Source organism: Serratia sp. HNCC26DJ206, assembly GCF_057180605.1.
In genome coordinates this window covers 1-24280 of record NZ_JBXUGP010000046.1, presented here as the reverse complement: position 1 = coordinate 24280, position 24280 = coordinate 1, and the positions used below count along the sequence as shown (strand labels likewise).

At 52.2% G+C, this 24280-nt stretch carries 28 protein-coding genes, 1 other RNA gene and 1 pseudogene; 14 read left to right on the top strand and 16 right to left on the bottom strand.

The window, feature by feature from the left end:
* Positions 1-208: 208 nt before the first annotated feature.
* Complete coding sequence (locus AC2A1E_RS22190; protein ID WP_484385540.1) at positions 209-655, bottom strand: DUF1198 family protein; 447 nt, start codon at positions 653-655, stop codon at positions 209-211.
* 65 nt (positions 656-720) lie between these two features.
* Positions 721-1062 carry an MbeD/MobD family mobilization/exclusion family protein gene (locus tag AC2A1E_RS22185; protein WP_473188271.1) on the bottom strand — a complete coding sequence of 114 codons (342 nt, stop codon included), beginning with the start codon at positions 1060-1062 and terminating at the stop codon, positions 721-723.
* A 188-nt stretch (positions 1063-1250) separates the two neighbouring features.
* Here AC2A1E_RS22185 and smrA point away from each other — a divergent pair, with 188 nt between their 5' ends.
* A complete protein-coding gene (smrA, locus tag AC2A1E_RS22180; protein WP_484385539.1) occupies positions 1251-1823 on the top strand; it encodes a DNA endonuclease SmrA in 573 nt (190 codons plus the stop codon).
* On the opposite strand, the gene AC2A1E_RS22175 is transcribed toward smrA, so the two are convergent.
* Entirely contained in the window at positions 1820-2743 is a 924-nt protein-coding gene (locus AC2A1E_RS22175) for a LysR family transcriptional regulator (protein WP_484385538.1), read from the bottom strand. The two genes, smrA and AC2A1E_RS22175, sit on opposite strands and share 4 nt — an antisense overlap.
* A 137-nt stretch (positions 2744-2880) precedes the next feature.
* Here AC2A1E_RS22175 and AC2A1E_RS22170 point away from each other — a divergent pair, with 137 nt between their 5' ends.
* Genes AC2A1E_RS22170 through AC2A1E_RS22150 form a run of 5 tightly spaced genes read left to right on the top strand, consistent with a single transcriptional unit; the run spans position 2881 to position 7909 of the window.
* Complete coding sequence (locus tag AC2A1E_RS22170; RefSeq protein ID WP_484385537.1) at positions 2881-4230, top strand: MFS transporter; 1350 nt, start codon at positions 2881-2883, stop codon at positions 4228-4230.
* A 16-nt stretch (positions 4231-4246) separates the two neighbouring features.
* A complete protein-coding gene (gene gtdA / locus AC2A1E_RS22165) occupies positions 4247-5284 on the top strand; it encodes a gentisate 1,2-dioxygenase (RefSeq protein ID WP_484385536.1) in 1038 nt (345 codons plus the stop codon).
* 32 nt (positions 5285-5316) lie between these two features.
* Positions 5317-6018, top strand: a complete 702-nt coding sequence (locus AC2A1E_RS22160; RefSeq protein ID WP_484385535.1) for a fumarylacetoacetate hydrolase family protein — start codon at positions 5317-5319, stop codon at positions 6016-6018.
* 13 nt (positions 6019-6031) lie between these two features.
* On the top strand, positions 6032-6676 hold the full coding sequence (gene maiA / locus AC2A1E_RS22155; protein WP_484385534.1) for a maleylacetoacetate isomerase: 645 nt from the start codon (positions 6032-6034) through the stop codon (positions 6674-6676).
* 39 nt (positions 6677-6715) lie between these two features.
* The gene (locus tag AC2A1E_RS22150) at positions 6716-7909 is read left to right on the top strand and encodes a 3-hydroxybenzoate 6-monooxygenase (RefSeq protein ID WP_484385533.1); all 1194 of its coding nucleotides are present in this window, start codon (positions 6716-6718) and stop codon (positions 7907-7909) included.
* Positions 7910-7953: 44 nt separating this feature from the next.
* Here the strand turns inward: AC2A1E_RS22150 and AC2A1E_RS22145 are convergent, their stop codons facing one another.
* Entirely contained in the window at positions 7954-8367 is a 414-nt protein-coding gene (locus tag AC2A1E_RS22145) for a DoxX family protein (RefSeq protein ID WP_484385532.1), read from the bottom strand.
* Positions 8368-8539: 172 nt separating this feature from the next.
* Here AC2A1E_RS22145 and AC2A1E_RS22140 point away from each other — a divergent pair, with 172 nt between their 5' ends.
* Positions 8540-9025, top strand: a complete 486-nt coding sequence (locus AC2A1E_RS22140) for an N-acetyltransferase family protein (RefSeq protein ID WP_484385531.1) — start codon at positions 8540-8542, stop codon at positions 9023-9025.
* A 35-nt stretch (positions 9026-9060) separates the two neighbouring features.
* Here the strand turns inward: AC2A1E_RS22140 and AC2A1E_RS22135 are convergent, their stop codons facing one another.
* Both AC2A1E_RS22135 and AC2A1E_RS22130 read right to left on the bottom strand, forming a co-directional pair.
* Positions 9061-9591: a rhodanese family protein gene (locus AC2A1E_RS22135; protein WP_459401638.1), complete on the bottom strand. Its 531-nt coding sequence runs from the start codon at positions 9589-9591 to the stop codon at positions 9061-9063.
* A gap of 7 nt (positions 9592-9598) precedes the next feature.
* Positions 9599-9907, bottom strand: a complete 309-nt coding sequence (locus tag AC2A1E_RS22130) for an ArsR/SmtB family transcription factor (protein ID WP_484385530.1) — start codon at positions 9905-9907, stop codon at positions 9599-9601.
* A gap of 299 nt (positions 9908-10206) precedes the next feature.
* On the opposite strand from AC2A1E_RS22130, the gene AC2A1E_RS22125 reads away from it, so the two are divergent.
* From AC2A1E_RS22125 to AC2A1E_RS22115, 3 genes are all read left to right on the top strand, one after another.
* Positions 10207-11022 carry an inositol monophosphatase family protein gene (locus AC2A1E_RS22125; RefSeq protein ID WP_484385529.1) on the top strand — a complete coding sequence of 272 codons (816 nt, stop codon included), beginning with the start codon at positions 10207-10209 and terminating at the stop codon, positions 11020-11022.
* A 12-nt stretch (positions 11023-11034) separates the two neighbouring features.
* Complete coding sequence (gene uhpC / locus AC2A1E_RS22120; RefSeq protein WP_484385541.1) at positions 11035-12366, top strand: MFS transporter family glucose-6-phosphate receptor UhpC; 1332 nt, start codon at positions 11035-11037, stop codon at positions 12364-12366.
* A gap of 294 nt (positions 12367-12660) precedes the next feature.
* Entirely contained in the window at positions 12661-13140 is a 480-nt protein-coding gene (locus AC2A1E_RS22115; RefSeq protein WP_484385528.1) for a 2TM domain-containing protein, read from the top strand.
* Positions 13141-13323: 183 nt separating this feature from the next.
* Here AC2A1E_RS22115 and AC2A1E_RS22110 read toward each other — a convergent pair whose 3' ends face one another.
* Both AC2A1E_RS22110 and AC2A1E_RS22105 read right to left on the bottom strand, forming a co-directional pair.
* Positions 13324-14250 (bottom strand): DMT family transporter, encoded by a 927-nt coding sequence (locus tag AC2A1E_RS22110; RefSeq protein WP_459401642.1) that lies wholly within the window; start codon positions 14248-14250, stop codon positions 13324-13326.
* 245 nt (positions 14251-14495) lie between these two features.
* The gene (locus AC2A1E_RS22105; RefSeq protein WP_484385527.1) at positions 14496-14933 is read right to left on the bottom strand and encodes a DUF3617 domain-containing protein; all 438 of its coding nucleotides are present in this window, start codon (positions 14931-14933) and stop codon (positions 14496-14498) included.
* Between the two features lie 86 nt (positions 14934-15019).
* Between AC2A1E_RS22105 and AC2A1E_RS22100 the strand changes: the two genes are divergently transcribed.
* Positions 15020-15181 carry a DUF6404 family protein gene (locus AC2A1E_RS22100; protein ID WP_484385526.1) on the top strand — a complete coding sequence of 54 codons (162 nt, stop codon included), beginning with the start codon at positions 15020-15022 and terminating at the stop codon, positions 15179-15181.
* A gap of 69 nt (positions 15182-15250) precedes the next feature.
* On the opposite strand, the gene AC2A1E_RS22095 is transcribed toward AC2A1E_RS22100, so the two are convergent.
* From AC2A1E_RS22095 to smpB, 5 genes and pseudogenes are all read right to left on the bottom strand, one after another.
* The gene (locus AC2A1E_RS22095; RefSeq protein ID WP_484385525.1) at positions 15251-15724 is read right to left on the bottom strand and encodes a GNAT family N-acetyltransferase; all 474 of its coding nucleotides are present in this window, start codon (positions 15722-15724) and stop codon (positions 15251-15253) included.
* Positions 15725-15988: 264 nt separating this feature from the next.
* On the bottom strand, positions 15989-17125 hold the full coding sequence (locus AC2A1E_RS22090) for a YaaC family protein (protein ID WP_484385524.1): 1137 nt from the start codon (positions 17123-17125) through the stop codon (positions 15989-15991).
* A gap of 957 nt (positions 17126-18082) precedes the next feature.
* Positions 18083-18289: pseudogene (locus tag AC2A1E_RS22085) on the bottom strand (hypothetical protein); the annotation flags it as partial.
* A gap of 293 nt (positions 18290-18582) precedes the next feature.
* Positions 18583-18946, bottom strand: a transfer-messenger RNA (tmRNA) gene (ssrA, locus tag AC2A1E_RS22080).
* A 49-nt stretch (positions 18947-18995) separates the two neighbouring features.
* Entirely contained in the window at positions 18996-19478 is a 483-nt protein-coding gene (gene smpB, locus AC2A1E_RS22075; protein WP_484385523.1) for an SsrA-binding protein SmpB, read from the bottom strand.
* 160 nt (positions 19479-19638) lie between these two features.
* On the opposite strand from smpB, the gene AC2A1E_RS22070 reads away from it, so the two are divergent.
* Together AC2A1E_RS22070 and AC2A1E_RS22065 are read left to right on the top strand one after the other, a co-directional pair.
* A complete protein-coding gene (locus AC2A1E_RS22070) occupies positions 19639-20073 on the top strand; it encodes a type II toxin-antitoxin system RatA family toxin (protein WP_484385522.1) in 435 nt (144 codons plus the stop codon).
* Positions 20066-20350 carry an RnfH family protein gene (locus AC2A1E_RS22065; RefSeq protein ID WP_484385521.1) on the top strand — a complete coding sequence of 95 codons (285 nt, stop codon included), beginning with the start codon at positions 20066-20068 and terminating at the stop codon, positions 20348-20350. Before AC2A1E_RS22070 ends, AC2A1E_RS22065 begins: the two co-directional genes overlap by 8 nt.
* Before the next feature lie 113 nt (positions 20351-20463).
* On the opposite strand, the gene bamE is transcribed toward AC2A1E_RS22065, so the two are convergent.
* From bamE to nadK, 3 genes are all read right to left on the bottom strand, one after another.
* Complete coding sequence (bamE, locus tag AC2A1E_RS22060) at positions 20464-20805, bottom strand: outer membrane protein assembly factor BamE (RefSeq protein WP_459401652.1); 342 nt, start codon at positions 20803-20805, stop codon at positions 20464-20466.
* 103 nt (positions 20806-20908) lie between these two features.
* Positions 20909-22570: a DNA repair protein RecN gene (gene recN / locus AC2A1E_RS22055; protein ID WP_459401653.1), complete on the bottom strand. Its 1662-nt coding sequence runs from the start codon at positions 22568-22570 to the stop codon at positions 20909-20911.
* An 86-nt stretch (positions 22571-22656) separates the two neighbouring features.
* The gene (gene nadK / locus AC2A1E_RS22050; protein ID WP_459401654.1) at positions 22657-23535 is read right to left on the bottom strand and encodes an NAD(+) kinase; all 879 of its coding nucleotides are present in this window, start codon (positions 23533-23535) and stop codon (positions 22657-22659) included.
* Positions 23536-23658: 123 nt separating this feature from the next.
* Here nadK and grpE point away from each other — a divergent pair, with 123 nt between their 5' ends.
* Positions 23659-24243, top strand: coding sequence for a nucleotide exchange factor GrpE (gene grpE / locus AC2A1E_RS22045; RefSeq protein ID WP_459401655.1), 585 nt, complete (start codon positions 23659-23661; stop codon positions 24241-24243).
* The last annotated feature ends 37 nt before the right edge of the window (positions 24244-24280 follow it).

Genomic DNA, 24280 nt, shown 5'->3' with positions numbered 1-24280 from the left:
GACACCCGGTTTTCCGGGTGTCTTCTTTTGAGGTTACGTCATCATGATTAACCACTATCTGTTTGAAGTGATCTTCAGTGCTGTAACGCTGTGTGGTCTGGCTGCTGCTTGGCAACTGTTCCTGACCAGTAATCTTTGAGATGGGATGTAAAGGGGCCGGGTTCTCTTTGCTATTTCTGCTGTCTGCTCCATCGTTTCTGGGGCAATCTTACCAGTTAGCCAAGGCTTCGCGGTTATAGCGTTCATTATAGGCGCGGCGGAACTGCGCCAGTTCGAACGCATCCAAATCCAACTCAGCGAAATAAAACAGCGCCGCCTCGGTGTGTTCGGCATGCAATTCCGGCGATAGCCCGGCGCGCAGCAGCATTTCGCGCCACAGGCCAATCTGTTCGTCGTCCGCCTGTTTGATAAACGTCAGGTAGATAAACAGCAGATAAGCGGCTTGATGCATCTCTTCGGTATAACCGTTGTTCAGCACGCGGATAAACGTCTGGCTGTTGCGGCTGCCCATTTCTTGCAGCATCGATTCAATCAGCATCGGCTTTACTTTGAGCTGTTGTACCAGCGAATCTATCGCCTTGCGGGTGTCGGAAGTCAGAATGCGGTAACCAATAATAAATACCGCAATCAGGGCGGCGATGATGATCCACGTCATTGATGATGTTTTACCGTTTTGGAGCGCCAGCAGTTGGCAGGAGGCGCTGCAAACAGCGCCTGAAATTATCCGTGTTGCTCGCCGCTGAAATTGCCGCTGGCGTGTTGCTGATTATGGGCATAGCGATTGAAGGTGGCGGCGTCTTTTGCCAAGGCATCCAGATGTGCCCCCAGCATTTTGATCTGCTTGATCAGCGCATGCTGCTCCGGCACCGAACTGGCGGTGTTCAGCTTGTGCAGCAGTTGCTCATTTTGCATCCGCAGTGCAATTTCACGCTGTTGGGCTTCTTCCAATTGCTGTTGCAAAGCCTGATAGCTTTGCTGCCATTCGCGGTGTTGTTTTTCAAAGCTGGCCTGCAACTCATTCATTGCATTCTGAAACTGGCTGTCCAGTTCGCGCATTGTCATGGTTTTTTCCCTTTGCGGCACTCAATGATGGCTTGCAGTATAGCGAAAATGGCTCAGAAGCTCACCCGTTGCCGGTAATTCCTGGCTTGCAACCTGTGCAGGGCGTCTTACAATCATCTCTATCCCCCCATATCTCAAGGATCCCCCGGTCGTTTATTGGTCAGCATAATCCCCGAGAGTGACACGAAATGAGCAACGAAGATAAAGGCTTTTTTGAGCAGGCAATGGCCGATGTAACCCCGTTAGCCGAGGGGCAGCAGACGCTATACTTTAAACCGCAAGATCCCATCGACAAACGCGCGCGCCGCGAAGCGCAGGCGCTACAGTTGGAAAACTTCCTCAGCACCGGCTTTCTCGACATCATTGCGTGCGATATCCCATTGGAATACAAGGGCGAAGGCATTCAGCAGGGCGTGCTGGATAAGCTGCGCAGTGGGTACTATGCGCCGCAGGCCAGCCTGAATCTGCTGAGGCGCCCGGTAGAAACCTGCCGTCAGGAATTGTTCCGTTTTATTATGCAGGCAGAGCAAAACAGCCTGCGTTCGTTGCTGATCGTGCATGGCCGTGGGCGGGAGGATCAGAGTCACCCCAATATTGTGCGCAGCTACGTGGCCAAATGGCTGGCGCAGTTTGAGCAGGTGCAGGCGTTTTGCCGCGCACTGCCGCGCGACGGCGGTGAGGGGGCCTGCTATGTCACGCTGCGTAAGTCTGCCGCAGCGAAGGCCGAAAACTTCGAGCGGCATGCCAAACGCAGCCGTTAAGCACTGTCTCCGGCAGAATCGCTGATCAACTGATTGAGAAAGCGTTGCAGCACACCGGAGGGAATGTCGTTTTTGCGCCAGAACACGCCGACGCTGCCCTTCTGCTCGATACGCGGCAGCGGCAGAATGGTGAGCTGGCCCTGAGCGGCATAGCGTTCTGCCAGCCGCCACGACAGGATGGAGATCATCTCGCTGCCCTGAATCATCCCCAAGGTCACGCTCATCGATGCCGACTCAATGTGATCGCTGGGCAGCATCACGCCCTGATCCACCAGCGCATTATCGATACTGACGCGGATCGGCGTGCCGCTTGGCCAGACGATCCAGCGGTAGGCCACCAGTTCATCCCAGGCAATGCTGCTGCGCGCCGCCAAAGGGTGCTGGGTACGGGCGACGAAACACACCGGTTCGGTATACAGCACGCGATAGTTAAGCGGCAACTGCAACGCGTGGCCGCCAATGCGGCCAACCACCACGTCAATCTTGCCTGACAGTAGATGTTGCAGCAGCGGCGTCATCACGTTTTCCACAATTTGCAGATGCACGTTGGGGTAATCATCAACCACCGCCAGAATTGCCTGTGTGACGCAGTCGGTCGCTACCGGCGAGCAGCCGATCAGCAGGCTGCCTTGGCCACCCTGCTTGAAGCGGGCAATATCCTCACGCGAGCGATCGAGATCGTTAAGGATGCGGCGCGCATGTTCTAGCAGCAGTTTCCCGCCTTCTGACGGCCGCAGCCCTTTGCTGTGGCGTTCAAACAGCACGATCCCCACCTCTTCTTCCAGCGCTGACAGCCATTTCGACAGCGCAGGCTGGGTGATATTCATCATTTTTGCCACCTGCGTCAGGTTGCCCTGCTCGCCAAGGCACATCAATAAGCGCAGATGATGGATTTTGAGCCGCTGAGTCCAGTCTGCCATTTGGCATAACCTCCAGGTTATCGCAAGGGCGGAAATGCCATTATCTTTTCACATTGCGCTTGTACATAGTATTAACAACTTAGCAACACCCATCACAAAAACAACAAAAGACCCTACACCTAAAGAGGCAATCGGCCATGAAGCACTCTCGTCGGCTTAATATCCAGGATGTTATTGATGCAGCACCGGTTTCGGCGTTCCAGTGGCGTGTTTTGGCATGCTGTTTTCTGGTGGTCACTATCGATGGTTTTGATACTGCGGCCATCGGTTTTATCGCCCCGGCGATACGCCTGCAATGGCAGCTTGATGCTGTCCATCTGGCCCCGCTGTTCGGTGCTGGGCTGTTTGGCCTGACGCTGGGGGCACTGCTGTTCGGGCCGCTGGCGGATCGCTTTGGTCGCAAGCAGATCATGCAGTTCTGTGTCGCGTTCTTCGGCCTGATGAGCCTGCTTTCCGCTTTCTCGCCGGATATGAATACCCTGACGCTGCTGCGTTTCCTGACCGGTTTGGGGTTGGGCGGGGCGATGCCGAATGCCATCACGCTGACCTCGGAGTTTTTGCCCAAGCGGCGGCGCGCGGGGTTGGTGACGCTGATGTTCTGCGGCTTCACCCTCGGTTCCGCATTGGGTGGGTTGGTGAGTGCGCAATTGGTACCGCTGATCGGCTGGGAAGGCATTCTGATCATTGGCGGTGTGCTGCCACTGGCGCTGCTGTTAGCGCTGATTTTTGTGCTGCCAGAGTCGCCTCGCTACCGCGTGCTGCGCAATAGCCAGCCAGAGAAGGTGGCGGCGGTATTGCACCGCATTACCGGGCAGGACTACCGCGATGTGGAGTTTTATCTGCCGGAACAACCGACGGCGAAAAGCTCTGTGGCGGCGCTGTTCCAGCGCGGTGTGCTGCCGGTGACCTTGCTGCTGTGGTGCGTGTTCTTTATGAGCCTGATGATCGTTTACCTGCTCTCCAGTTGGCTGCCAACGTTACTCAATAACAGCGGTATCGATTTACAGCATGCCTCATGGGTCACCGCCATGTTCCAGGTGGGCGGTACGTTGGGGGCGATCGTCATCGGCCAACTGATGGATCGCCGCAACCCGTATCTGGTTTTGGCGGCCAGCTATGGCATCGGCGCGCTGTTCATCGTGTTGATCAGCATTTCGGAAGGTTCGCTGTGGGGCATGGCCTTTGCGGTACTGGGCACCGGCATCGGCATCAGCGGTTCACAGGTGGGGCTGAATGCGCTTTCGGCTTCGCTGTATCCCACGCTGTGCCGTGCCACCGGCGTGAGCTGGGCCAATGCCGTTGGCCGCTGCGGCGCGATTTTCGGCTCGCTCAGCGGTGGAGTAATGCTGTCGTTCAATCTGTCGTTTTCCACCATTTTCATGTTTATCGCTATCCCGGCGCTGTTGGCCGCTATCGCCTTGGGCGTGTTGTTCAACCAGGTGCGCGGCGTGCGCCAAATTGCCAAAGCACAGATCGCTCGTGGATAACTAAAAGGAGCACACGATGTCTGAATTAACACCAGCAATAAAACAGCAAAGAGCGGGTTTTTATCAGGAAATCAATGCAATGAATCTCACGCCGCTGTGGGAGTCGCTGCACAATCTGGTGACCACCGAACCTAACGCCGGATGCGTGGCTGCGCTGTGGAAATACGCACAAGTCCGGCCATTCCTGATGCGCAGCGGTGAGCTGATTGGTGCCAAAGAGGCGATACGCCGGGTGCTGGTGCTGGAAAACCCGGCGCTGCGCGGTAAGTCTTCCATCACTCAGTCGCTGTACGCGGGCCTGCAATTGATCATGCCGGGTGAAGTGGCCCCTAGCCACCGCCACACGCAATCGGCGCTGCGGTTTATCGTCGAAGGGGAAGGGGCGTTTACTGCGGTTGATGGCGAACGTACCACCATGCATCCGGGGGATTTTATCCTCACGCCGCAGTGGCAATGGCACGATCACGGTAACCCTGGCGATCAGCCGGTGGTGTGGCTGGATGGCCTGGATCTGCCGCTGGTCAATTATCTTGGCTGTGCCTTTGCCGAGAACTACCCGCAGGAACAACAACCGGTGACGCGCCCGGAAAACGACTTCCAGCCGCGCTACGCCACCAATCTGTTGCCGGTGCGCTATCAGGCAGGCAATTCGTCACCGATCTTCAACTACCGCTATGACCGCAGCCGCGAAGCGCTGGAACAACTGCTGCGCCATGGCCCGCTGGACGAGTGCGAAGGCATCAAGCTGCGCTACGTCAACCCGGCCAACGGCGGTGCGCCAATGCCAACCATGGCCGCCTTCCTGCAACTGCTGCCGCAAGGCTTTAGCAGCCAGAAGATCCGCACCACCGACAGCACCATTTATCACGTGGTGGAGGGAGCAGGCAGCGTCACCATTGGCAATCAGTCATTCAGTTATAGCGCCAAAGATATTTTCGTCGTGCCTTCCTGGCAACCGCTCAGCTTTGTTACGCACAGTGAAAGCGTGCTGTTCAGCTTTTCCGATCGACCAGTGCAGCAAGCGCTGGGCCTGTTGCGTGAAGCGCGCGGCTGATTGGCACACCCCATTATTAAAGGAGAGTCATTATGAGTCAGTACCTGTTTACCCCACCGGCGGTGACCGCCGTTCCCGTTGTTGGCAGCAGCAGTCTGTTCCCGGTGCATCGGGTGTATTGCGTTGGCCGTAACTATGCCGCTCATGCTCGGGAAATGGGCTTCGATCCCGATCGCGAACCGCCGTTCTTCTTTTGCAAACCGGCGGATGCGGTGGTGCCGGTGGCCGCCGGTGAAAGCCTGACGCTGGCCTACCCGGCGCAAACCGATGACTATCACTACGAGATCGAGCTGGTGGTGGCGATTGGCAAGCGCGGCAGCGATATCCCGGTCGCGCAGGCGCTGGACTATGTGTATGGCTATGCCACCGGCCTGGACATGACGCGCCGCGATCGCCAGATGGAAATGCGCAAAATGGGGCGGCCGTGGGAGATTGGCAAAGCGTTCGATCGCTCGGCACCGATCGCCACGATCCACCCGGCAGCCAGCGTGAAAAATATCGAGCAGGCCGCGATCTGGCTGACGGTGAATAACGAAGATCATCAGCGCAGCAGCATCAGTAACTTGATCTGGTCGGTGGCGGAAACCATCAGCTATCTCTCCGGTTTCTTTGAGCTGCAACCAGGGGATCTGATCTATACCGGTACGCCGGAAGGTGTGGGCCCGGTAGTGCGTGGCGATCGTATCGATGGTGCCGTTGAAGGGTTGACGCCGTTGCAGGTCAACATCGCCTGAGAAGAGGTCAATCATGAAGCTCTACAGTTTTTTTAACAGCTCAGCCTCTTATCGGGTGCGGATCGCGTTGGCATTGAAAGGCGTTGATTATCAAAGTGAAGGGGTCAATATCCGCGCGGGGGAGCAACTGCGTGCCGCTTACCGGCAGTTGAACCCGATCGGCCTGGTGCCTGCATTGGTCGACGATCGCGGGCAGGCGTTGGGCCAGTCACTGGCGATTATCGACTATCTGGATCGCCGCTATCCGCAGGTGCCGCTCTTACCGCAGGATGAACGGCAGCGTGCGGCGGTGCTGGAGATTGCCTTGGCGATTGCCTGCGATATTCACCCGGTCAACAACATGCGCGTGCTGCGTTATCTGACCGATACCTTGGGTATTTCAGAAGCGCAGAGAAAAGCCTGGTATGCCCACTGGATCGCTGAGGGGCTGGCGGCGGTAGAGAACATGCTGGCGCGGGCGGATTCCGGGGATTATTGCGTGGGCTATGCGCCGACGCTGGCAGACTGTTGCCTGATCCCGCAATGGGCCAATGCGCTACGGATGGGCTGCGATCTTGCGGCTTATCCCCGTTGCGCCAGGGTTTATCAGGCTTGCAGTGCACTACCCGCGTTTATCGCTGCGGCACCTGAACAACAGGCGGATGTGATCCCGGTTTAAAAAAAGAAAAACACAGAGCAACATATTGGGGGAATAACGATGAGCAAACAGGCAACGGCAATTGTGGTGGGGGGCGGTATCGGCGGTGCAGCAACCGCGCTGTCTCTGGCTAAGCGTGGCATCAAGGTGCTGCTGCTGGAGCGTGCCCATGAAATTGGTGAGATTGGCGCGGGTATCCAGCTTGGCCCAAACGCTTTTTCGGCCTTGGATAGCTTGGGCGTTGGTCAGGTGGCGCGTGAACGCGCGGTATTTACCGACCATATCTCGATGATGGATGCGGTAGATGGCAAGGAAGTGGTGCGTATCGAAACCGGCCAGGCATTCCGTGAGCACTTTGGCGGCCCTTATGCGGTGATCCATCGCGTCGATATTCACGACACCGTCTGGCAGGCGGCGCTGAAGAACCCGCTGGTAAGCTATAAAACTTCGACGCAGATCGTGGATATCCGCGTTAATCCGCAAGGCGTGGAAGTGTTCGACAGCCAAGGGAACCGCTATGAGGCCGATGTTTTACTGGGTTGCGACGGCGGGAAATCGGTAGTGCGTGCATCACTGCTGAACGACAGCCCGCGCGTGACCGGCCATGTGGTTTACCGCGCGGTGATTGAGTGCGCGGATATGCCGGAAGATTTGCGCATCAACGCGCCGGTGCTGTGGGCCGGGCCGCATTGCCACTTGGTGCACTATCCGCTGCGCGGCGGTGCTCAATATAATCTGGTGGTCACCTTCCATAGCCGGCAGGTGGAAGAGTGGGGCGTTACCGACGGCAGTAAAGAAGAGGTGCTCTCTTATTTTGAAGGGATCCACCCGCGCCCACGGCAGATGCTGGATAAGCCCACCTCTTGGCGCCGCTGGGCGACCGCCGATCGTGAACCCTCGAGCCAATGGGGTAATGAGCGGGTGACGCTGGTGGGCGATGCGGCACACCCGGTTGCGCAGTATATGGCGCAGGGAGCCTGTATGGCGCTGGAGGATGCGGTGACCTTGGGTGAAGCGATCGCCCATTGTAAGGGGGATTTTGCCGCAGCCTTTGCGTTGTATGAATCGGTGCGTATTCCACGCACGGCACGCATCGTCTGGTCTACCCGTGAAATGGGGCGGTTGTATCATGCCAAAGGCGTCGAGCGTTCGGTGCGTAACCTGTTGTGGCAAGGCAAATCGCAGCAGGAGTTTTATCGGTCGTTGGAATGGTTGTACGGCTGGAAAGAGCAGAACTGCCTGAAACCGCGTTAGAGATAACAGCCAACGGCGCGGTTAAACGCCGTTGGCAGCAAAAATTATTGTTTAAACCATTTATGGTCTAGTGAGAAACGACCCGCGCCGGTAACCGACAGCAGCAACAACCCGGCGATAATACTGATGTTTTTAAAGAAGCTAATTTCATTGCCGAGCATTTCTGCATCGCTCATCCGCCAGAACGGATGGCCGATCAGGGCCGTACCCAGCACATATATCGCATAAATAATGGCCAGCGGCCGGGTAAATGCACCCAGCACAATGGCAACGCCAAAAATAAACTCAACCACCACGGAAATAATCGCAGCCACGTAGGGCAGCGGTGTGCCGTAACCCTCCATCGCCGTTACCGTGGCACCAAAGTTGGTCAACTTCATCCAACCGAAAATAATAAACAAGATCATCAGCAAGATTCTGGACAGCAGAATCGTGCCATCTTTCACACTTTCGCTCATTGTGAACCCCTTAGCCACTACGGAATGATGCGGTTGTACCTAGTAAAGACTAGAACAAGTTCACACTTTTTCTAGTGTGGGCAGAGAGATACGGTTCTCAGGGGGCGAGCCGACAGCTTGCAGACGGTGTTATGCTAGGTAACACCTCACTCACTCTGTTGCAGGAAAAACCATGACTATTGAGATCCGTCCGGCGCAAAAACACGATGCCAAATTAATTCTGGATATGATTATTGAACTGGCAGTGTATGAAAAAGCGCGTGATGAAGTGCTGGTCACCCAAAGTGATATTGAAGAAAGTCTGTTTGGGGTGAACGCCTGCGCTGAGGCGTTGATTTGCAGCGTGAACGGCGAACCTGTTGGTTATGCGGTGTTCTTTATGAGTTATTCGACCTGGTTGGGTAAGAACGGCATTTATCTGGAAGATCTCTATATCGCGCCGAAGTTCCGTGGTGCGGGCGCTGGCAAGGCTCTGTTGCGGCATATCGCTCAACTGGCCTGTGAACGCCGTTGCGGGCGCTTGGAGTGGAGCGTGCTTGACTGGAATCAGCCAGCTATTGATTTTTATCTCAGCATCGGTGCTGCGCCGCAAGATGAATGGGTGCGCTATCGTATGGAAGGTAACGTATTGGAGAATTTCGCCTTTTCGGGTGCCTGATGGGCTGTTTTGGGGAGATTATCTCTCCCCTAATTTTATGTGCGTTGCTGATTCCAGGGCATCTTGGCTAACAGAGTAGCCATGCCGCAAAAACCGCTGAGCCCGGCAAACAGCAGCCCTGCGCCAACAAAGCTGGGCAGCAGGAAGAACAATGGAGTGAGCGTGTAGCCCAAGGCGGCACCCAGCAGAATCAGTGAGCCCGCTGCAATCTGTACCTGGCGCATCATCGGCAACGGTTGCTTTTTATCTTTCACCACCTCCAATCCCTGCTGTTTCCAGCCGTTGATGCCCCCTTCCAGCAGATAAACCTGTGCCGGTGACGCGGCGGTTGCCAGCACTGCCGCGTTCTGCGCGGTACGTTTGCCGGACTGGCAGTGGAAAATAACCACGTCCTGCTCGCAAAGCGGCTGCGGCTTTTCACCTTTTTCAATCACCGACAGCGAGAGCAAACGGGCTTGCGCAATATGCTCATGGGCATATTCATCGGCATCGCGGATATCGAACAACCGCGCTCCCTGTTTTAGCCGTTGTTGAGCGTCTTGTGATGTTATCGTTTCTACGTTCATATCATCCTCAGGGGCAATAGATAGCTTTCAGCGTGCTGATGACTTCCTGCACGGCGGTGTTTTTAATGAAGTAGTTAATGCGTTGCCCATCTCTGGCGTTTTCAATCAACCCTTCATCACGCATTCTGGCCAGATGCTGTGAAGTTGCCGACGAGCTCAGCCCCGTGATGGCAGCCAATTCACCCGCACCTGTGCCGGGGGAGTCCACCAGCATACAAAGGATCAGCAAGCGGTGAGGGTTGCTCATGGCCTTGAGCAGCTTTGAGGCTGCATCGGCGCTGGCGAGTAGTGATTGCAAGTCTGGTTCTGTGGTCATAGTTATTTTAGATACCTCTAAATTTAGAAAATTCTAAACTATGTGTGCGCTAAATGCACGCGAAATTTTGCGCGTGTTTTTGGCCCGCGCTATGCCAATTTCGCCATCTCTATTAAAGAAATCCCTCAAGCATCTAACTCCCTTCAATACCATAGTGATGATTCTGTTTAACAAAAAATAAACATAAAACATACAGATAAGCGTTACGTACTGCGCTAATCAGCGGCTTTTCCCTTCCGTTAAACAGAGTCTGTCAGCCGCAACGTTGTTCACAAGAACCTGCAACTGGGAGCATCAATATGGAACTGAAACATTTCACCAGGGTCGCTGAATCCATCGCCGATCAGACCCGTCAGTTACTTAAACAAGAACGCCAGCGTTACCTTTACGGCGGCCGGGAATTTGATACCAAAGACGATCTCAGCCCGGTCACCCTCATTGACCAGCAAGTGGAACAACTGATCCGCGAGCAGTTAAACCAGGCATTTCCCACTCACGGTATTTTGGGGGAAGAGTTCGGCGCCGAAGCTCAAAACGAAGAGTGGGTATGGGTGATCGATCCCATCGACGGCACTAAACAGTTTATCGCGGGCGTTCCGGTTTACGGGACGCTGCTGGCGCTGTGCCACCATGGCCGGCCGGTGGTTGGCATCATTGATATTCCGGCGCTAGACGAACGTTGGGTGGGCATGGCCGGGCAGCCCAGCACGTTGAATGGCCAGCCGATCAGCACGCGGCCCTGCCAGCATCTGGCCGGTGCCCTGATGTCCACCAGCAATACCGAGTTTGTGCTGCCTGAACATCGGGCGGGCTACAACCATCTGCTCAAAGCCAGCAAATGGCGGATCTATGGCGCGGCTTGCTACGCCTATGGTTGCCTGGCCGCGGGCCGTATCGATCTCAGCGTCGACAGCGGCGGCATGCGCGAAGTCGACTACTGCGCCATGGTGCCGATTATCGAAGGCGCAGGCGGCAAAATCACCGACTGGTACGGTGAACCGCTCACCATGTATTCCCAATCCACCGTTGTTGCCGCGGGCGACCCGCAACTGCATGCGCAGGTGCTGGCAGCGCTCTCCCACCACAGCAGTTCACAGCCTAACTCCCTCGCATGACAGGTGAATATGATGATCAAATGGATGAAATCAGCACCGGTGCAACCCGTTACCGCAGATGCTGAACAGATTAACCATACCTATCGTTACTGGCGTATCCATATCATGCTCGGTATGTACGTCGGCTATGCGGTGTATTACTTCACCCGCAAAAGCTTTAACTATGTCATGCCGGAGATGCTGAAAGACTTGGGGTTAACCGTGGCGGATGTCGGCCTGATGGGAACTCTGTTCTACTTTATGTACGGTGCCTCGCGTTTTATTTCCGGGGTGCTGAGCGATGCTGCCAACCCGCGTTATTTTATGGGCATCGGGCTGATCCTGACGGGGGTGATCAATATTCTGTTCGGTTTCAGTTCGTCGCTGTTTGCCCTGACGGCGTTCTGGATCGCCAATGCGTTTTTCCAAGGGTGGGGCTGGGCTCCTTGTTCCAAGCTGCTCACTACCTGGTATTCACGCAATGAACGGGGATTCTGGTGGGCGATCTGCAACACCTCGCACAACGTCGGCGGGGCGGTTATTCCACTGTTGGCGGGGGTACTGGCGGTGAATTACGGCTGGCGCTACGGGATGATCGTGCCAGGACTCATCGCGATTGTTAGCGGTTGCTTCCTTTGCTTTCGCCTGCGCGATCGCCCGGTGGCTATGGGCCTGCCGACCGTGGGGCAATGGCGGGTGGATCCGCAGGAGCTGGAACAGGAACAGACCAGCGCCAAGCTGCCGCTGATGGAGATCCTAAAACGCTATATCTTCACCAATAAATACATCTGGCTGCTGGCTATCTCTTATGTGTTTGTTTACGTGGTGCGCATTGGTATTAACGACTGGGGGAACCTGTACCTGATACAGAACCATGGTTACTCGCTGGTGAAAGCCAACTCTTCGCTGACCATGCTGGAGATCGGTGGCTTTATCGGCACCATCGTGGCCGGTTGGGGTTCGGATAAGCTGTTTGCCGGTAACCGGGTGCCGATGAATATCATTTTTATGATAGGCATTTTTGTCAGCGTGCTGTTGATCTGGCTGCTTCGTATCGATAGCTATCTGTTTAATGCCACCTGTTTCTTCTTTATCGGCTTCTTTATCTTTGGCCCTCAGATGCTGATCGGCATCGCAGCGGCTGAGTCTGCGCATAAAGATTCTGCCGGAGCTGCGACCGGATTTGTCGGCATCTTTGGTTACTTGGGGGCTGGGTTATCTGGCTGGCCGCTGGCTAAAGTGCTCGAAACCTGGAGCTGGGATGGTTTCTTCTTTGTGCTATCGGCAACGACCCTGGCATCGGCGCTTTTGCTGTTGCCGCTGGTGGTGAAACCACGGCGGGCTGAACCGGTAACTGCCAGTTAAACGTATGTGGAAAAATCGCTCCTCGCGTTGGGGAGCGATACCGTAGGATGTTGCCCACGGCGGCGATAACCGGAAGCAGAAATCTCAGTAATATCCCTTGTCACAGTATGGTCCATCTTTCTTCTCCTTCATCACAAGCGATCATTCCCTCGTCTATTATCCAAGCTGCCAAATTGTGCTTTACTCAGGCTGTCGGCAAGGTGTCAGGTTACTGTCGGGTTGCTGGCCTGTTGCTGTGAACCGCTTCACGGCATAGTGTGCGAAGTTTCCACTCGCTTATAAAGGATGATGTCCATGAGTCAGAATTGCATTAAACAACTGCGGCTTTCCAGAGCCTGGTCACAGGAACAACTTGCGGAACTTTCGTCCCTCAGCGTGCGCACCATACAGCGCATCGAGAACGGTGAGCAGGCCAGCCTCGAGACACTCAGCGCCATTGCTGCCGTGTTTAATATCAGCGTGACAGAGATTTCCGGCGGCGGGGATCAATCGGGTACCGAATTGCGTGATAGCGCTCTTGACCAGCAGATTGAAAGAGCCAAGGCGAGGGTGGCCGCCGAAAGTGGTTTCTACCGCAGCCTGCTGATTTATGTGGTGGTGAATCTGTTTCTGTACGCGATTAACCGCTTTATCACCCCGGGCAGCGTCTGGTTTATCTGGCCGCTGGCCATCTGGGGGACATTTATTGTGATCCAGGGGGCAAAAGTCTTTTTCTTGCAAGACTGGCTGACCCGCTGGCAGCAGGAGCGCTTGCAGAAAATATTGCGTAAGTAGGGCGTTACAGTCAGAGGTGTTAAATATTTACGATATTATAATTTAAATCAGATAGTTAATTACTAACCCATCCCCCGCTGCAACATGGATTTTGCCGCGGGTTTTTTGCGTTACCTGCAACGGGAAGGGCAGTAAAGGGTAAGCCTGCCGATATTGGCGCAGGCGTACCGTTGAAAAGCGTGATTACGCTGGTTTAATTTTATTAACCAGCCAAATGCCGCCGCACACCAGCAGTAATGCCAGGACGTTGCGCCATTCCATAATGCTTTCATTGAGGAAGATGGCAGAAAGTACGGCACCAGACACCGGGATCAGGAAGTTAAAGGGAGCGACCATTCCCACACGGTTGTATTTTAACAATAAGCTCCACAAGGCAAATGCCACCGATGACAGCAAAACCAGATAGCCCAATAGCAACAACGCCTGCCAGCCAAACTGCGTCAACCCACCGCCAAACAAATAGCCGCCCAGCGTAAGCACCAGGCCGCCGATGGCAAGCTGGTAACCCGTCATTACCGTGCTGTCGATATGTTGGGAGATGCGTTTACCATAAATTGTCGCGGCCGAGAGGATAAAGGCGGCCAGCACCACTGACCCTTCGCCCATCAGCGTGAAGGTGAAATTGGTCAGATCGGGGCTGAAATTGACCACCATCACGCCAGCAAACCCCAGCACGCAGCCAACGATTTTATTGAAGCTTAAGCGATCGTTTTGATAGAGGTAATGCGCCAGCAGCACGCTAAAGAAGGTGCTGGTCGCATTCATGATAGAACCCGCAACGCCGGTGGTATAGGCCAAGCCGATATAGAAGAACACATACTGTAGCGACGTTTGGGTTAAGCCCAAAATGGTCATCTGCTTATAATGCAGCGGTTTCATGTTGGTGATTGATTTGCCACTGGCAATGGCAAACATCAGCAACACGAGCCCTGCCAGCAAAAAGCGGTAACCGGCAAACACCATTTTGCTGGGGATATCATCTGGCGAGATGTTGAACAGTTCATAACCGTTTTTGATCGCCGGGTAGGCGCTCCCCCAGAGGAGGCAACAGAAGGTGGCACCGAAGAAGACAAATTTTTTGTTGGTGAAGAGAAGCGGACTGCGTTCCACAAAACATCCCTTTTAAAAGAAAAATGAAATACCGTTTCGTTATAGCGAGATCTGCCTGAAAAGTCCTGCTTAACTTCACTGTTTGCGACTTTTGGTGCCATAAACCCTAAATTTGCACGAAACAGGCTTTGTCCTGTGTGGTGGGGGGAAATCTGTGGGTTGTTAACACAGAGCGCCAGATTGATTGACGCAGCCAACAACTCTGTGTCTTAAAAGGGGGGAACGTCTTTTAGTGCGAATACGGATTAATGACATTCGCCAATTCGTTTTCCATACATATGCATATCGAGAAAATATTGGCCTGCATGGATATGAGTACCGTCTAGGCGCCCTTTGAGATCGTAATGAGTGCTGGTGTACACGCCGCTGAATTTGCCTTTAGATTTCCCCTCTTCATTAGCGCACGCAAGCTCAAACACCAGCTTATCTCCCGGGGCCCTGTCCCATGAGGTTACTTTGCAGTCTTCTGGCGCAATTGCAGCAAGGAAATCTTTAGCTATCTCGGGGGACACGCACTCTTCATCTTCGTCATCTTCGGGGGAATTGGTTAGGGATTGCCCGTTGAGCATTATAGTGCTGCCGTCACGCCATAATCCCGGCTCAATGGACAGAGTCTCGGCAGTAGCGATAAAGTGGGTAAGGCCCAAAGAAAGTGCAACGGCAGCCATTATCATTTTTTTCATTTCTTGCTCCTTGTATAAACACCTATAAATCAAAAGGGTATTTTACAGGCAACTTTGGCGTAAGAGAAGCGATGGGAGTCGCGATTATGACGTTTGATGAAAAGAAAGAGCGAGCATTAGCACTGATGGAAGAGAGAAAGATGCGGCGGAGCAGCTGCGCACCACTGTTCACGCGCTTGTTGTGGAAATGGGGGATCAACGTTCCACCGCCACCCTTTGCGCCGTTCTGGCTGAATGTACAATTTTAGTACGGTGTCATTTTGATTATTAACCTAAAAAATCACAGCTGATTGGAGCTAAGTAGGACAATTGATAAATTATAGGATGCTAAAAGATTCGAGATCTTTTAATAGCGTATTAGTCAGTGGCAGGTATAACGAGCCTGTTTTGTATTTAAAGCTAATGAAGCCATATTTTAAGTAGAAAGCTTTAGCCTGTTGATCTTTTGCGTCCACGTGAATGGCCCAGATACCGGTGGTGGAACGCGCTGTATTAAGGATGGCGTCAACCAGTAGCGAGCCACCCAGACCTTTACCGGTATATTGTTCGTCGACGGCTAAACGACCTAACAGCGCAGCTGGTACAGAAGGGTAGCGGGGTAACTTTTTGGTGATTATGTCGGGTAACAAGCTGATGTCGATGGCACTGGATGACAACGTGTAGAAGCCTGCGACGGTATGGTCACTGGTGGCTGCGACGTAACATTTGGTAAAGCGTTCCCGGCTATCTTGCCCTGCATACCGGTGCAGGTAGGTGTTTAGCGCGGTGTCGAATGCCAACCACAGGAACATCTGGCTGCTTAAAGCGAGCTGTAAAAAAAGGTGGAGAAATAGCTGTTCTTATTGACATATTCAGGCGCTGTACCCTTACCAAAGGTTTTCAGCAACAATCTTGCCGCTGAGGGATTTAAGCAGTGTGTTGCATCCATCGGTTGAACTCACCGTGAGAAGCGGACATGGGTCTTAAAGGAATGCTAAAAAATAATAAAGATAAACAGGGAAATAATTAAGCAAGCACAAGGCATTTTCAAACACCTTGTGCAAGCATCTAATTAATTAGATGGGAGAATTCATGCCATCGGGTGAAGTCACAACTAAATGTGTTTTTGTTAACCTTTCCACTGCAAGTTTAGGCAACACACTATCGAAAATAGCCAAGTAATTTTCCAAGAGAGAATTGATGTAATCAAGTTTACCATGCTCTATCTCATACCATGTTTCTGGAAGGTACCTGACTATAATACTTAGCGTGTATAACACGACCAAGTGTAATACAAATGGATCTTGAGTCCCCCAGAAAGGTACAATTACACTTGTCCCACAATAACCAGATTTGTGAGTTAAGACATGATCCCACCATAACTCATCTTCAGGATGATAAACCTTCCCGACAAAATATGCCTCGTCAAATTTAGTTAGATTTTCTTCAGACTCTTTCTGAATATCTATAATTCCTAGGTTATAAGAGTTAAGTTCCTCGGCCGTTACTTCAGCATTTTTTGGATAAATAGCCGCATATGTAAACCCTGAAAACTCTGGTGTGGGTTGTGATAACCTATTTGATCTTAAAAACATATTTCTACTTGCATGCCCAATTTGGAATGAAAGCGGGTTTTCACCAATAGTTTCTTTTAATAGTGGTCTTAATTCCGGAATTCTTCTTAACAAATCAGTCAAGGTATATGTGCATGATGCTTCTAATTCTTCAGCATTTCTTGGACGTCGCTCTGCTGCATATTTTTTAATTTCGATTCCTACTTTTTTTGCATATCCGTAAAAATGTCCACCTCGAACACACCCAATTTTTATATTGTCAGGAAAGGTTGAGTTTTCAATAGTCTGTGTAAATAGTCCGTGCCCTGACTCAGTATGCTTTTGCACAGTTTTTAAATCATCTTTGGGATCTCCCGAGGAAATTTGTTCAGCTAGGCTTATCTGTAATAAAGCGTAGTACCTAGAGAGGATTTTTGAATTTAACCCACCATTTTCTGTTTCCCAATATCCAATTGCACTTCGTATTGCGGAGGACATTCCGATCGATTTATTAATGTATTCATCTTCTTGAAGTGAAGGGTGATTTTTTTGGATTATTTTTTTACAAAGTTGTGAGCTTGTGAGTCGTTTCAATCGCAACCAGATAGCACCGCTAACGTCCGCTGCAACGAAGCGTTCTATTGTTTTTTGTGAAGACATCGCTGATCCTTTGTGTGTGATGAACGGCTTGCCAGCACATCATAAAGTTGCATAACATTATGTTAGCAACGTCTACTTCTGGCACAGGCTGTGTGAAAACTCTGACTAAAAATTTAAGTGCACGATGCTATGCAAAATCTGAAATCGTTCGGCTGGTTAGCAGAGTCAAATTTTACGTAGGGACGCGGTTTTCAGCTCTGTTTTTGGCAGCTTATGCGATCAAAAACGTTTTCACACAGCCTGGGCACAGAGCTGACTGTCAGATTGGCTCTGTGCCGTAGCCGAGTCAGGTCAAGTCTGAGCTAATACACTTAAGCCATGGTGTTCTAATCCATCCAAAAGTGTTTTTTTCGTACGTTCCATCATGGTGAGGCATTCCCTAAGTGAACATTAAATCATCATAACCCTGAACTGCCGCTGTGCTTAGAAAAAAAGATTTATAGAAAAACTAGTCACACTGTTCACTTTTGAATTTTATGCATATAAATCATTGCATTAAAGGGTGATGAGTTATTCGGGAACTGTGCACAACTCTTCACTTCAGTGTGAACAGTCCCGATCCGCAAACACAAAGTCAGTCGGAGCTTTGCCGCAAAAAAAGATTTATAGAAAAACTGGTCACACTGTTCACTTATTGGGTTTTATTTATATAAATCATTACATTATAGGGTGATGAGTTATCCGGTAACTGTGCACCACTGTTCACTTTGGCGTGAACAGTGGCAACCCGCACGCACAAAAAAACCGGCCTGAGCCGGTTTTGCCAGTTTGAGTAAACGGTGTGAAAGATAAGGCCCGCAAGCAGGCTAGAAGGGTCACCGATACATTTCCCCTGGTGTTGGATTGTATGCGGTTTATACCCTGAAACTATAAATGCCCCGCTGCGGCAGCATCCAATGAGTTCGGCAGATCAATAACCACGTATTGATCGGCGAAAACGATCATGACCGCTTTCACCTAGTTCGCTTCACACTTGGGCAGCCAGTCGGCCTCGCAATCCTCACTCAGTACCAGATTGGTCTGTATCCCCTGGTTGGTCTTGCGCTTGAGCAAGGTGATCTCGTATTCACGTAGGGTCTGCGGGTTGGTGGGCACAATATTGGCGTTCCCCATATACAGGCCGTGTGGTTCACTCTCTTCCAGCAGGTAGGCACCCAGGCTAACGTTAATTCGTTTGTCAGTGCCCGGGCGCAGGTAGCGTAATCGCCACAGCTTTTGCCACTTGTCTTGAACGGTAAGGCCGCCGTAGTGCGGAGTGTATGATGCCTGGCTTTGATGATTTCATTGAAGGGTTGGGGTGTATAAGGCTCGATATGACGAGTTTTCTTCCACAATTGCTACACACACCTAAACGTATACCAATCTTCCAGATTGCAGGCACAAAAAAGCCCGCAACGTGAATTGCGGGCTTTTTCGTTATTGTCACCGGGTCTATCTGGTATCACCGATAACCTATTTGGTGGAGCTGGGGGGATTTGAACCCCCGTCCGAAATTACTACACCGTCGGCACTACATGCTTAGTCCAATCTTTACATTCGCCGGTCAGCTGCGGATGGACACGCCACTAACAAACTAGCCTGATTGGATTTAACGCTTCAGCCCCAGGCAGGACATTCACGCGATCTCTTTTGGATTTGACCTCTCTTGATCCCCGTCTTAAGAGCGGAAGCTAGGGAGAGAGGGCTCTGAGCAGGGTATTAAGCTGCTAGTGCGTAGTTTTCGTCGTTTGCGACTATTTTTTTGCGGCTTTTTACGAGGCAAACCGCCCCTCGGCATGCTCCTAGGGCTTCGCAAATCCCGTCGAATCCAGAATCAGCCCCAAGTAACTGTGAGCAGTATAACAGAAGTTTACCCTGTTAAGCCAGAAGCTTAACGATTGGCATGCTTCATGATACGGGCTTTCGCCGTCTGCCATTCACGATCTTTGATGTCATCGCGCTTATCGTGTTCTTTCTTACCTTTGGCAACGCCAATCTTCACCTTGCTCCAGGCATTTTTCCAATACATGGATAAGGCAACGAGAGTGTAGCCATCGCGGTTCACCAGGCCAATCAGTGAGTCGAGCTCGCGTCTTTTCAGTAGCAGTTTGCGGGTACGTGTGGGATCGCAGACTACATGAGTCGAAGCGACGTTCAGCGGCGAGATGGTAGCACCAAACAGATAGGCCTCACCGTCACGGAACGTTACGTAGCTGTCGCTGATGTTAGCTTTGCCTGCACGCAGTGATTTTACTTCCCAACCTTGCAGGGACAAGCCCGCTTCGATCTCTTCTTCAATGAAGTATTCGAAACGTGCTCGCTTATTTTGCGCAATGGTAGCGGAACCGGGTTTGTGTGTTTTTTTCTTTGCCATAGTGTGAGCATTATACTGGATGCGACAGCGAAAGAAATCCTTTCCCGATCAGCACCTGCGCAATTTAATCCATTTTTGAACCATTAAATGTGCAGCGGTTTTTTGTCTGACGATAGATAAATGGTATTATCTGTACGTTTTATGTCTCACAGGAAATGATATGCCCCAGATCAGTCGGTCTGCATTGGTGCCGTTCAGCGCTGAGCAGATGTATCAGTTGGTTAATGATGTTCATTCTTACCCCGATTTTCTGCCGGGTTGTACCGGTAGCCGGGTGATTGCCGCTTCCCATAATGAAATGACCGCAGCGGTTGACGTTGCGAAAGCTGGCATCAGTAAGACTTTTACTACGCGTAATACGCTGCAGGATAACCAACGCATCAATATGCAACTGGTTGATGGCCCGTTTCGTAAGCTGATGGGGGGCTGGCAGTTTACCGCGTTGAGCCCAGAGGCTTGTAAGGTTGAATTGCATCTGGATTTTGAGTTCACCAACAAGCTGATCGAATTGGCTTTCGGTAAAGTATTCAAAGAACTGGCAGGCAATATGGTGCAGGCTTTCACCCTGCGTGCAAAAGAGATTTACGGTGTCTGAAATACAGGTTGAGGTGGTCTACGCGCTACCAGAGCGCCAGTATGTGCGCCAGGTAAAATTGGCCCCGGGCAGCAACGTTGAGCAGGCGATCCTAGCCTCTGGGTTGTTGGAACTGCGCGGTGATATCGATTTAAACAGCAATAAAGTCGGGATCTACAGCCGGCCCGCCAAACTGGGCGATGTGCTCAATGATGGTGACCGGGTGGAGATTTATCGGCCGTTGATTGCCGATCCTAAAGAGCTACGCCGCCAACGTGCGGAAAAGGCAAAAAAATAAGGCGCATCTAGCGCCCTATTTTTTATCAGAATTTTATCTTCCGAGTTGCAGCCTGTGACTGTCGTGAAGAATGCCAAACCTCCCCACGGGCCGGATGACAATCTCGGCTCAGCTTACTGTGGCGTCAGCGCGGTTTTATTCTGAATATCTGTTAGCACGCCCGCACTGTCGAAAGTCAACGTCAGCGTTTGTTGCGTGACTTTTTCATGACCAGGTTGCTGGCGGAATACATAGAACCACGTCTTAGTACCAAACGGATCCTGCATCATTGGCGTGCCCAAGGTATAAGCAACCTGTTGTTGCGTCATTCCTTTGTGGACTTTCGCCACATCAGTGGATGTCAGGTAGTTACCCTGGTTGATATCAGGCCGGTAAACCACCTTCTCGAAAGTAGAACAGCCTGCAGTCAGCATCACAAGAACCACAGCGGCAGCTGTCAGCGTTTTACAGCGCATAGTAATCACATTCCTTTAGGGCATAGGATGCCGATGATAATAGACCTTGCGGCAGTTGGAAACCTTTACAGGGCTCCAATATGACCTCAGGAAAGTAAAAAAGTTATGCAGCCAACAATTCTTTTGCGTTTGCCAGCGTATTTTTGGTGACTTCGCTGCCACCAAGAAGGCGCGCCAGCTCTTGCAAACGAGCCCGTTTGTCCAAGGGGGACATCTGAGTTTCGGTTTCTGTTCCGTCGGTTTGCTTGCTGACAAAGAAATGCTGATGACCACAACCGGCGACCTGTGGCAAGTGAGTAACGCACATGACCTGGGTTGATTCGCCAAGCTGGCGCAGCAGGCGGCCAACGATGGCAGCGGTTGGGCCGCTGATCCCCACATCAACCTCATCGAAAATCAATGCCGGGGTTTCCATTTTACGCGCGGTAATCACCTGAATGGCTAACGCGATACGCGAAAGCTCACCGCCAGATGCCACTTTAGCCAAAGGTTGCAACGGTTGCCCTGGGTTGGTGGAAACACAAAATTCGATGCGGCTTGCTCCTTCACTGCTGAGATATTCTGGTTCAAAGCGTACATCAATATGGAATTTACCATGCGGCATGGAGAGCGTATTCATGCTGTCGGTAATCAGCGCCGTTAGCTCTGCGGCATAATGCTGGCGTTTTTGATGCAACTGCTCAGCCAGAACCAGCGCTTGTTGATGATGCTGCGCGACCGCTGCGCTGAGATGTTGATGATCGCTTTCCTGCTGGGAGAGCAGTTGTTGTTCATCGAGCAATTGCTGATGCAGGTTGGGCAACTCTTCCGGTGAAACATGGTGTTTGCGCGCCAGGCCAATTTGCCGGGAAAGACGTTGCTCCAGCTCATACAGCCGGTTGGGATCGAGATCCATACGATCGGTGTAATGGCGCAGTTCGTCACTGGCTTCGCTGATCTGGATCGACGCTTCTTCAAGCATATCCAGCAAGCCGCTGAGTTTTTCGTCCATGCTTGCCAGCTCAACCAGCAGATGTTTGGTGCTATAGAGCTGGCTGAGCATATTGTGCTCTTCATTATCGGCCAGCAGTTGCAAGGCCTGTTGGCTGAGCGTTAACAGCTGGCCGCTGTTGGCCAGGCGCTTATATTCGGTGTCGATCTGCTCGAATTCACCCGCCTGTGGGGCAAACTCATTCAGTTCTTTCAGTTGATATTGCAGCAGCTGCTTGCGGGCATCACGCTCGATGGATTGCTGCTGATGCTGTGCCAGTTCGCGGCAGCTTTGATGCCAACGTTGATAAGCCTGGCGCATTGTCGCTTGCAGGGCGGGTTCACTGGCATAGGCGTCCAGCAACTGCTTCTGGTGTTCGGGTTTTAGCAGCAACTGGTGTGCATGCTGGCCGTGGATCTGGATCAGCCGCTGGCCCAGTTCACGCAGTTGCGAAAGCGGAACGGCGGTACCGTTGATAAAACCACGTGAGCGGCCATCGGCGCCTATTACGCGGCGCAGCAGGCATTCGTTACTGTCATCAAGCTGATTCTGTTCCAGCCATTCGCGGGCGGAGGGGGTATCTGCCAGAGAGAAGCGAGCACAGATATCAGCACGGGCGGCCCCCAAGCGCACCACCTTGCCATCGGCACGATTGCCGAGGCACAGGCCCAGCGCATCAATAGCGATCGACTTGCCGGCACCGGTTTCACCGGTAATCGCCGTCATACCCGGTTGAAAGTCGATCTCCAACTCACGAACGATAGCAAAGTTGCTGATGGTTAATTGTGCCAGCATAGGGACCTTCCTGTGTATAAAAACACAACTGTTGTTTCATACAGTATAAACTGGTTTTATATACAGTAAAGTAGCTGGCGCAATTTTTAGAACAATTTTTTTGACCACCCCAGTTTGGTGCTCAATGTATTGAAATAGCTGTAATCCTTCGGATGAATAAGATTCAGATGGAAGTCACTACGGCGAATCAAGACCTCTTCACCTTCCTGTATGGGCAGCGCGATCTGGCTGTCGCAGCTGATTTCTAGGTCGCGACCGGTCTGGGAAAACTTCAACCGGATGGTGCTGCTGCCATTGATGACTAACGGCCGTGCAGAAAGCGTGTGTGGGAACATCGGGACCAACGCGATGGCTTCCAGTGAAGGGGTCAGTATTGGCCCACCTGCGGAAAGTGAATATGCGGTGGATCCGGTGGGTGTGGCGATAATCAGGCCGTCGGAACGCTGGGAGAACGCAAAGCGATCGTCGATATACACTTCAAATTCGATCATGTGCGCCACTTTACCGGGGTGCAACACCACTTCATTAATAGCGGTACTGACTCGGCATTGCTGGTGCTCTTTATGCACGATGGTTTCCAGCAGGAAACGCTGTTCGTCAATGTATTCGCCTTCCAGCACGTCGGCCAGTTGCTGCAACGCATTATCGGGATCGAGATCGGTCAGAAAACCCAGATTACCGCGGTTAACACCGATCACTTTGATATCGTAACGTGCCAGCACGCGTGCGGCGCCGAGCATGTTGCCGTCGCCACCGACCACCACGGCCAGATCGGCCTGCTGGCCAATGTCTGCCAGGCTGCCGGTAACCACGTCTTTCAGCCCGAGATCGTGGGCGATCTGGCGCTCAAGCATCACCGAATAACCACGGGCGACCAGCCAGTGGAATAGCATCTCATGCGTTGCCAGTGCAGAGGGGTGACGCGGATGGCCAACAATGCCAATACATGTAAACTTTTTATTCATTGTTGTGAATTTCCTCACCTGGGCTGGTTTATGCCCCACATTGTGACCGGTTGACTTGAAACCCCGGTTTTGATCCCCATAATAAGCCAAGTTGCGAGATTAATGCTAAACGCGGAGATATTCATGAGTAATAAAGAACAGAAGACGCCAAACGAGCACGTCTCGGAAGAGATGGAACAACAGGCCCAGCACGAGGAAACCCTGCCGGAGATGATGGAAGGTGTCGATCTGCGCGATGAACGCATTACTGAGCTGGAAGCCCAACTGGTTGAGGCTCAGCAACGTGAGCGCGATAGCCTGTTGCGTGCCAAGGCTGAGATGGACAACGTCCGTCGTCGTACCGAGTTGGACATTGAAAAAGCACACAAATTCGCGTTGGAGAAATTCTCAGGCGATCTGTTGCCGGTGATCGATAACCTCGAACGTGCGCTTGAACTGGCGGATAAGAACAACCCAGATCTGGTCGCGATGATCGAAGGTATCGAGCTTACGCTGAAGTCGCTGCTGGACGCGGTACGCAAGTACGGTATTGAAATCGTTGGTGATATCAACGTTCCATTCAACCCGGATGTGCATCAGGCGATGAGCATGATGGAGTCCGATGAGCATCAACCGAACCATGTGATGATGGTAATGCAGAAAGGCTATACGTTGAATGGCCGCCTGCTGCGCCCGGCGATGGTCGCGGTTGCTAAAGCTAAAGCGTAAGCCTTTAGCGATAAGAGAGGGCACCTTCGGGTGCCCT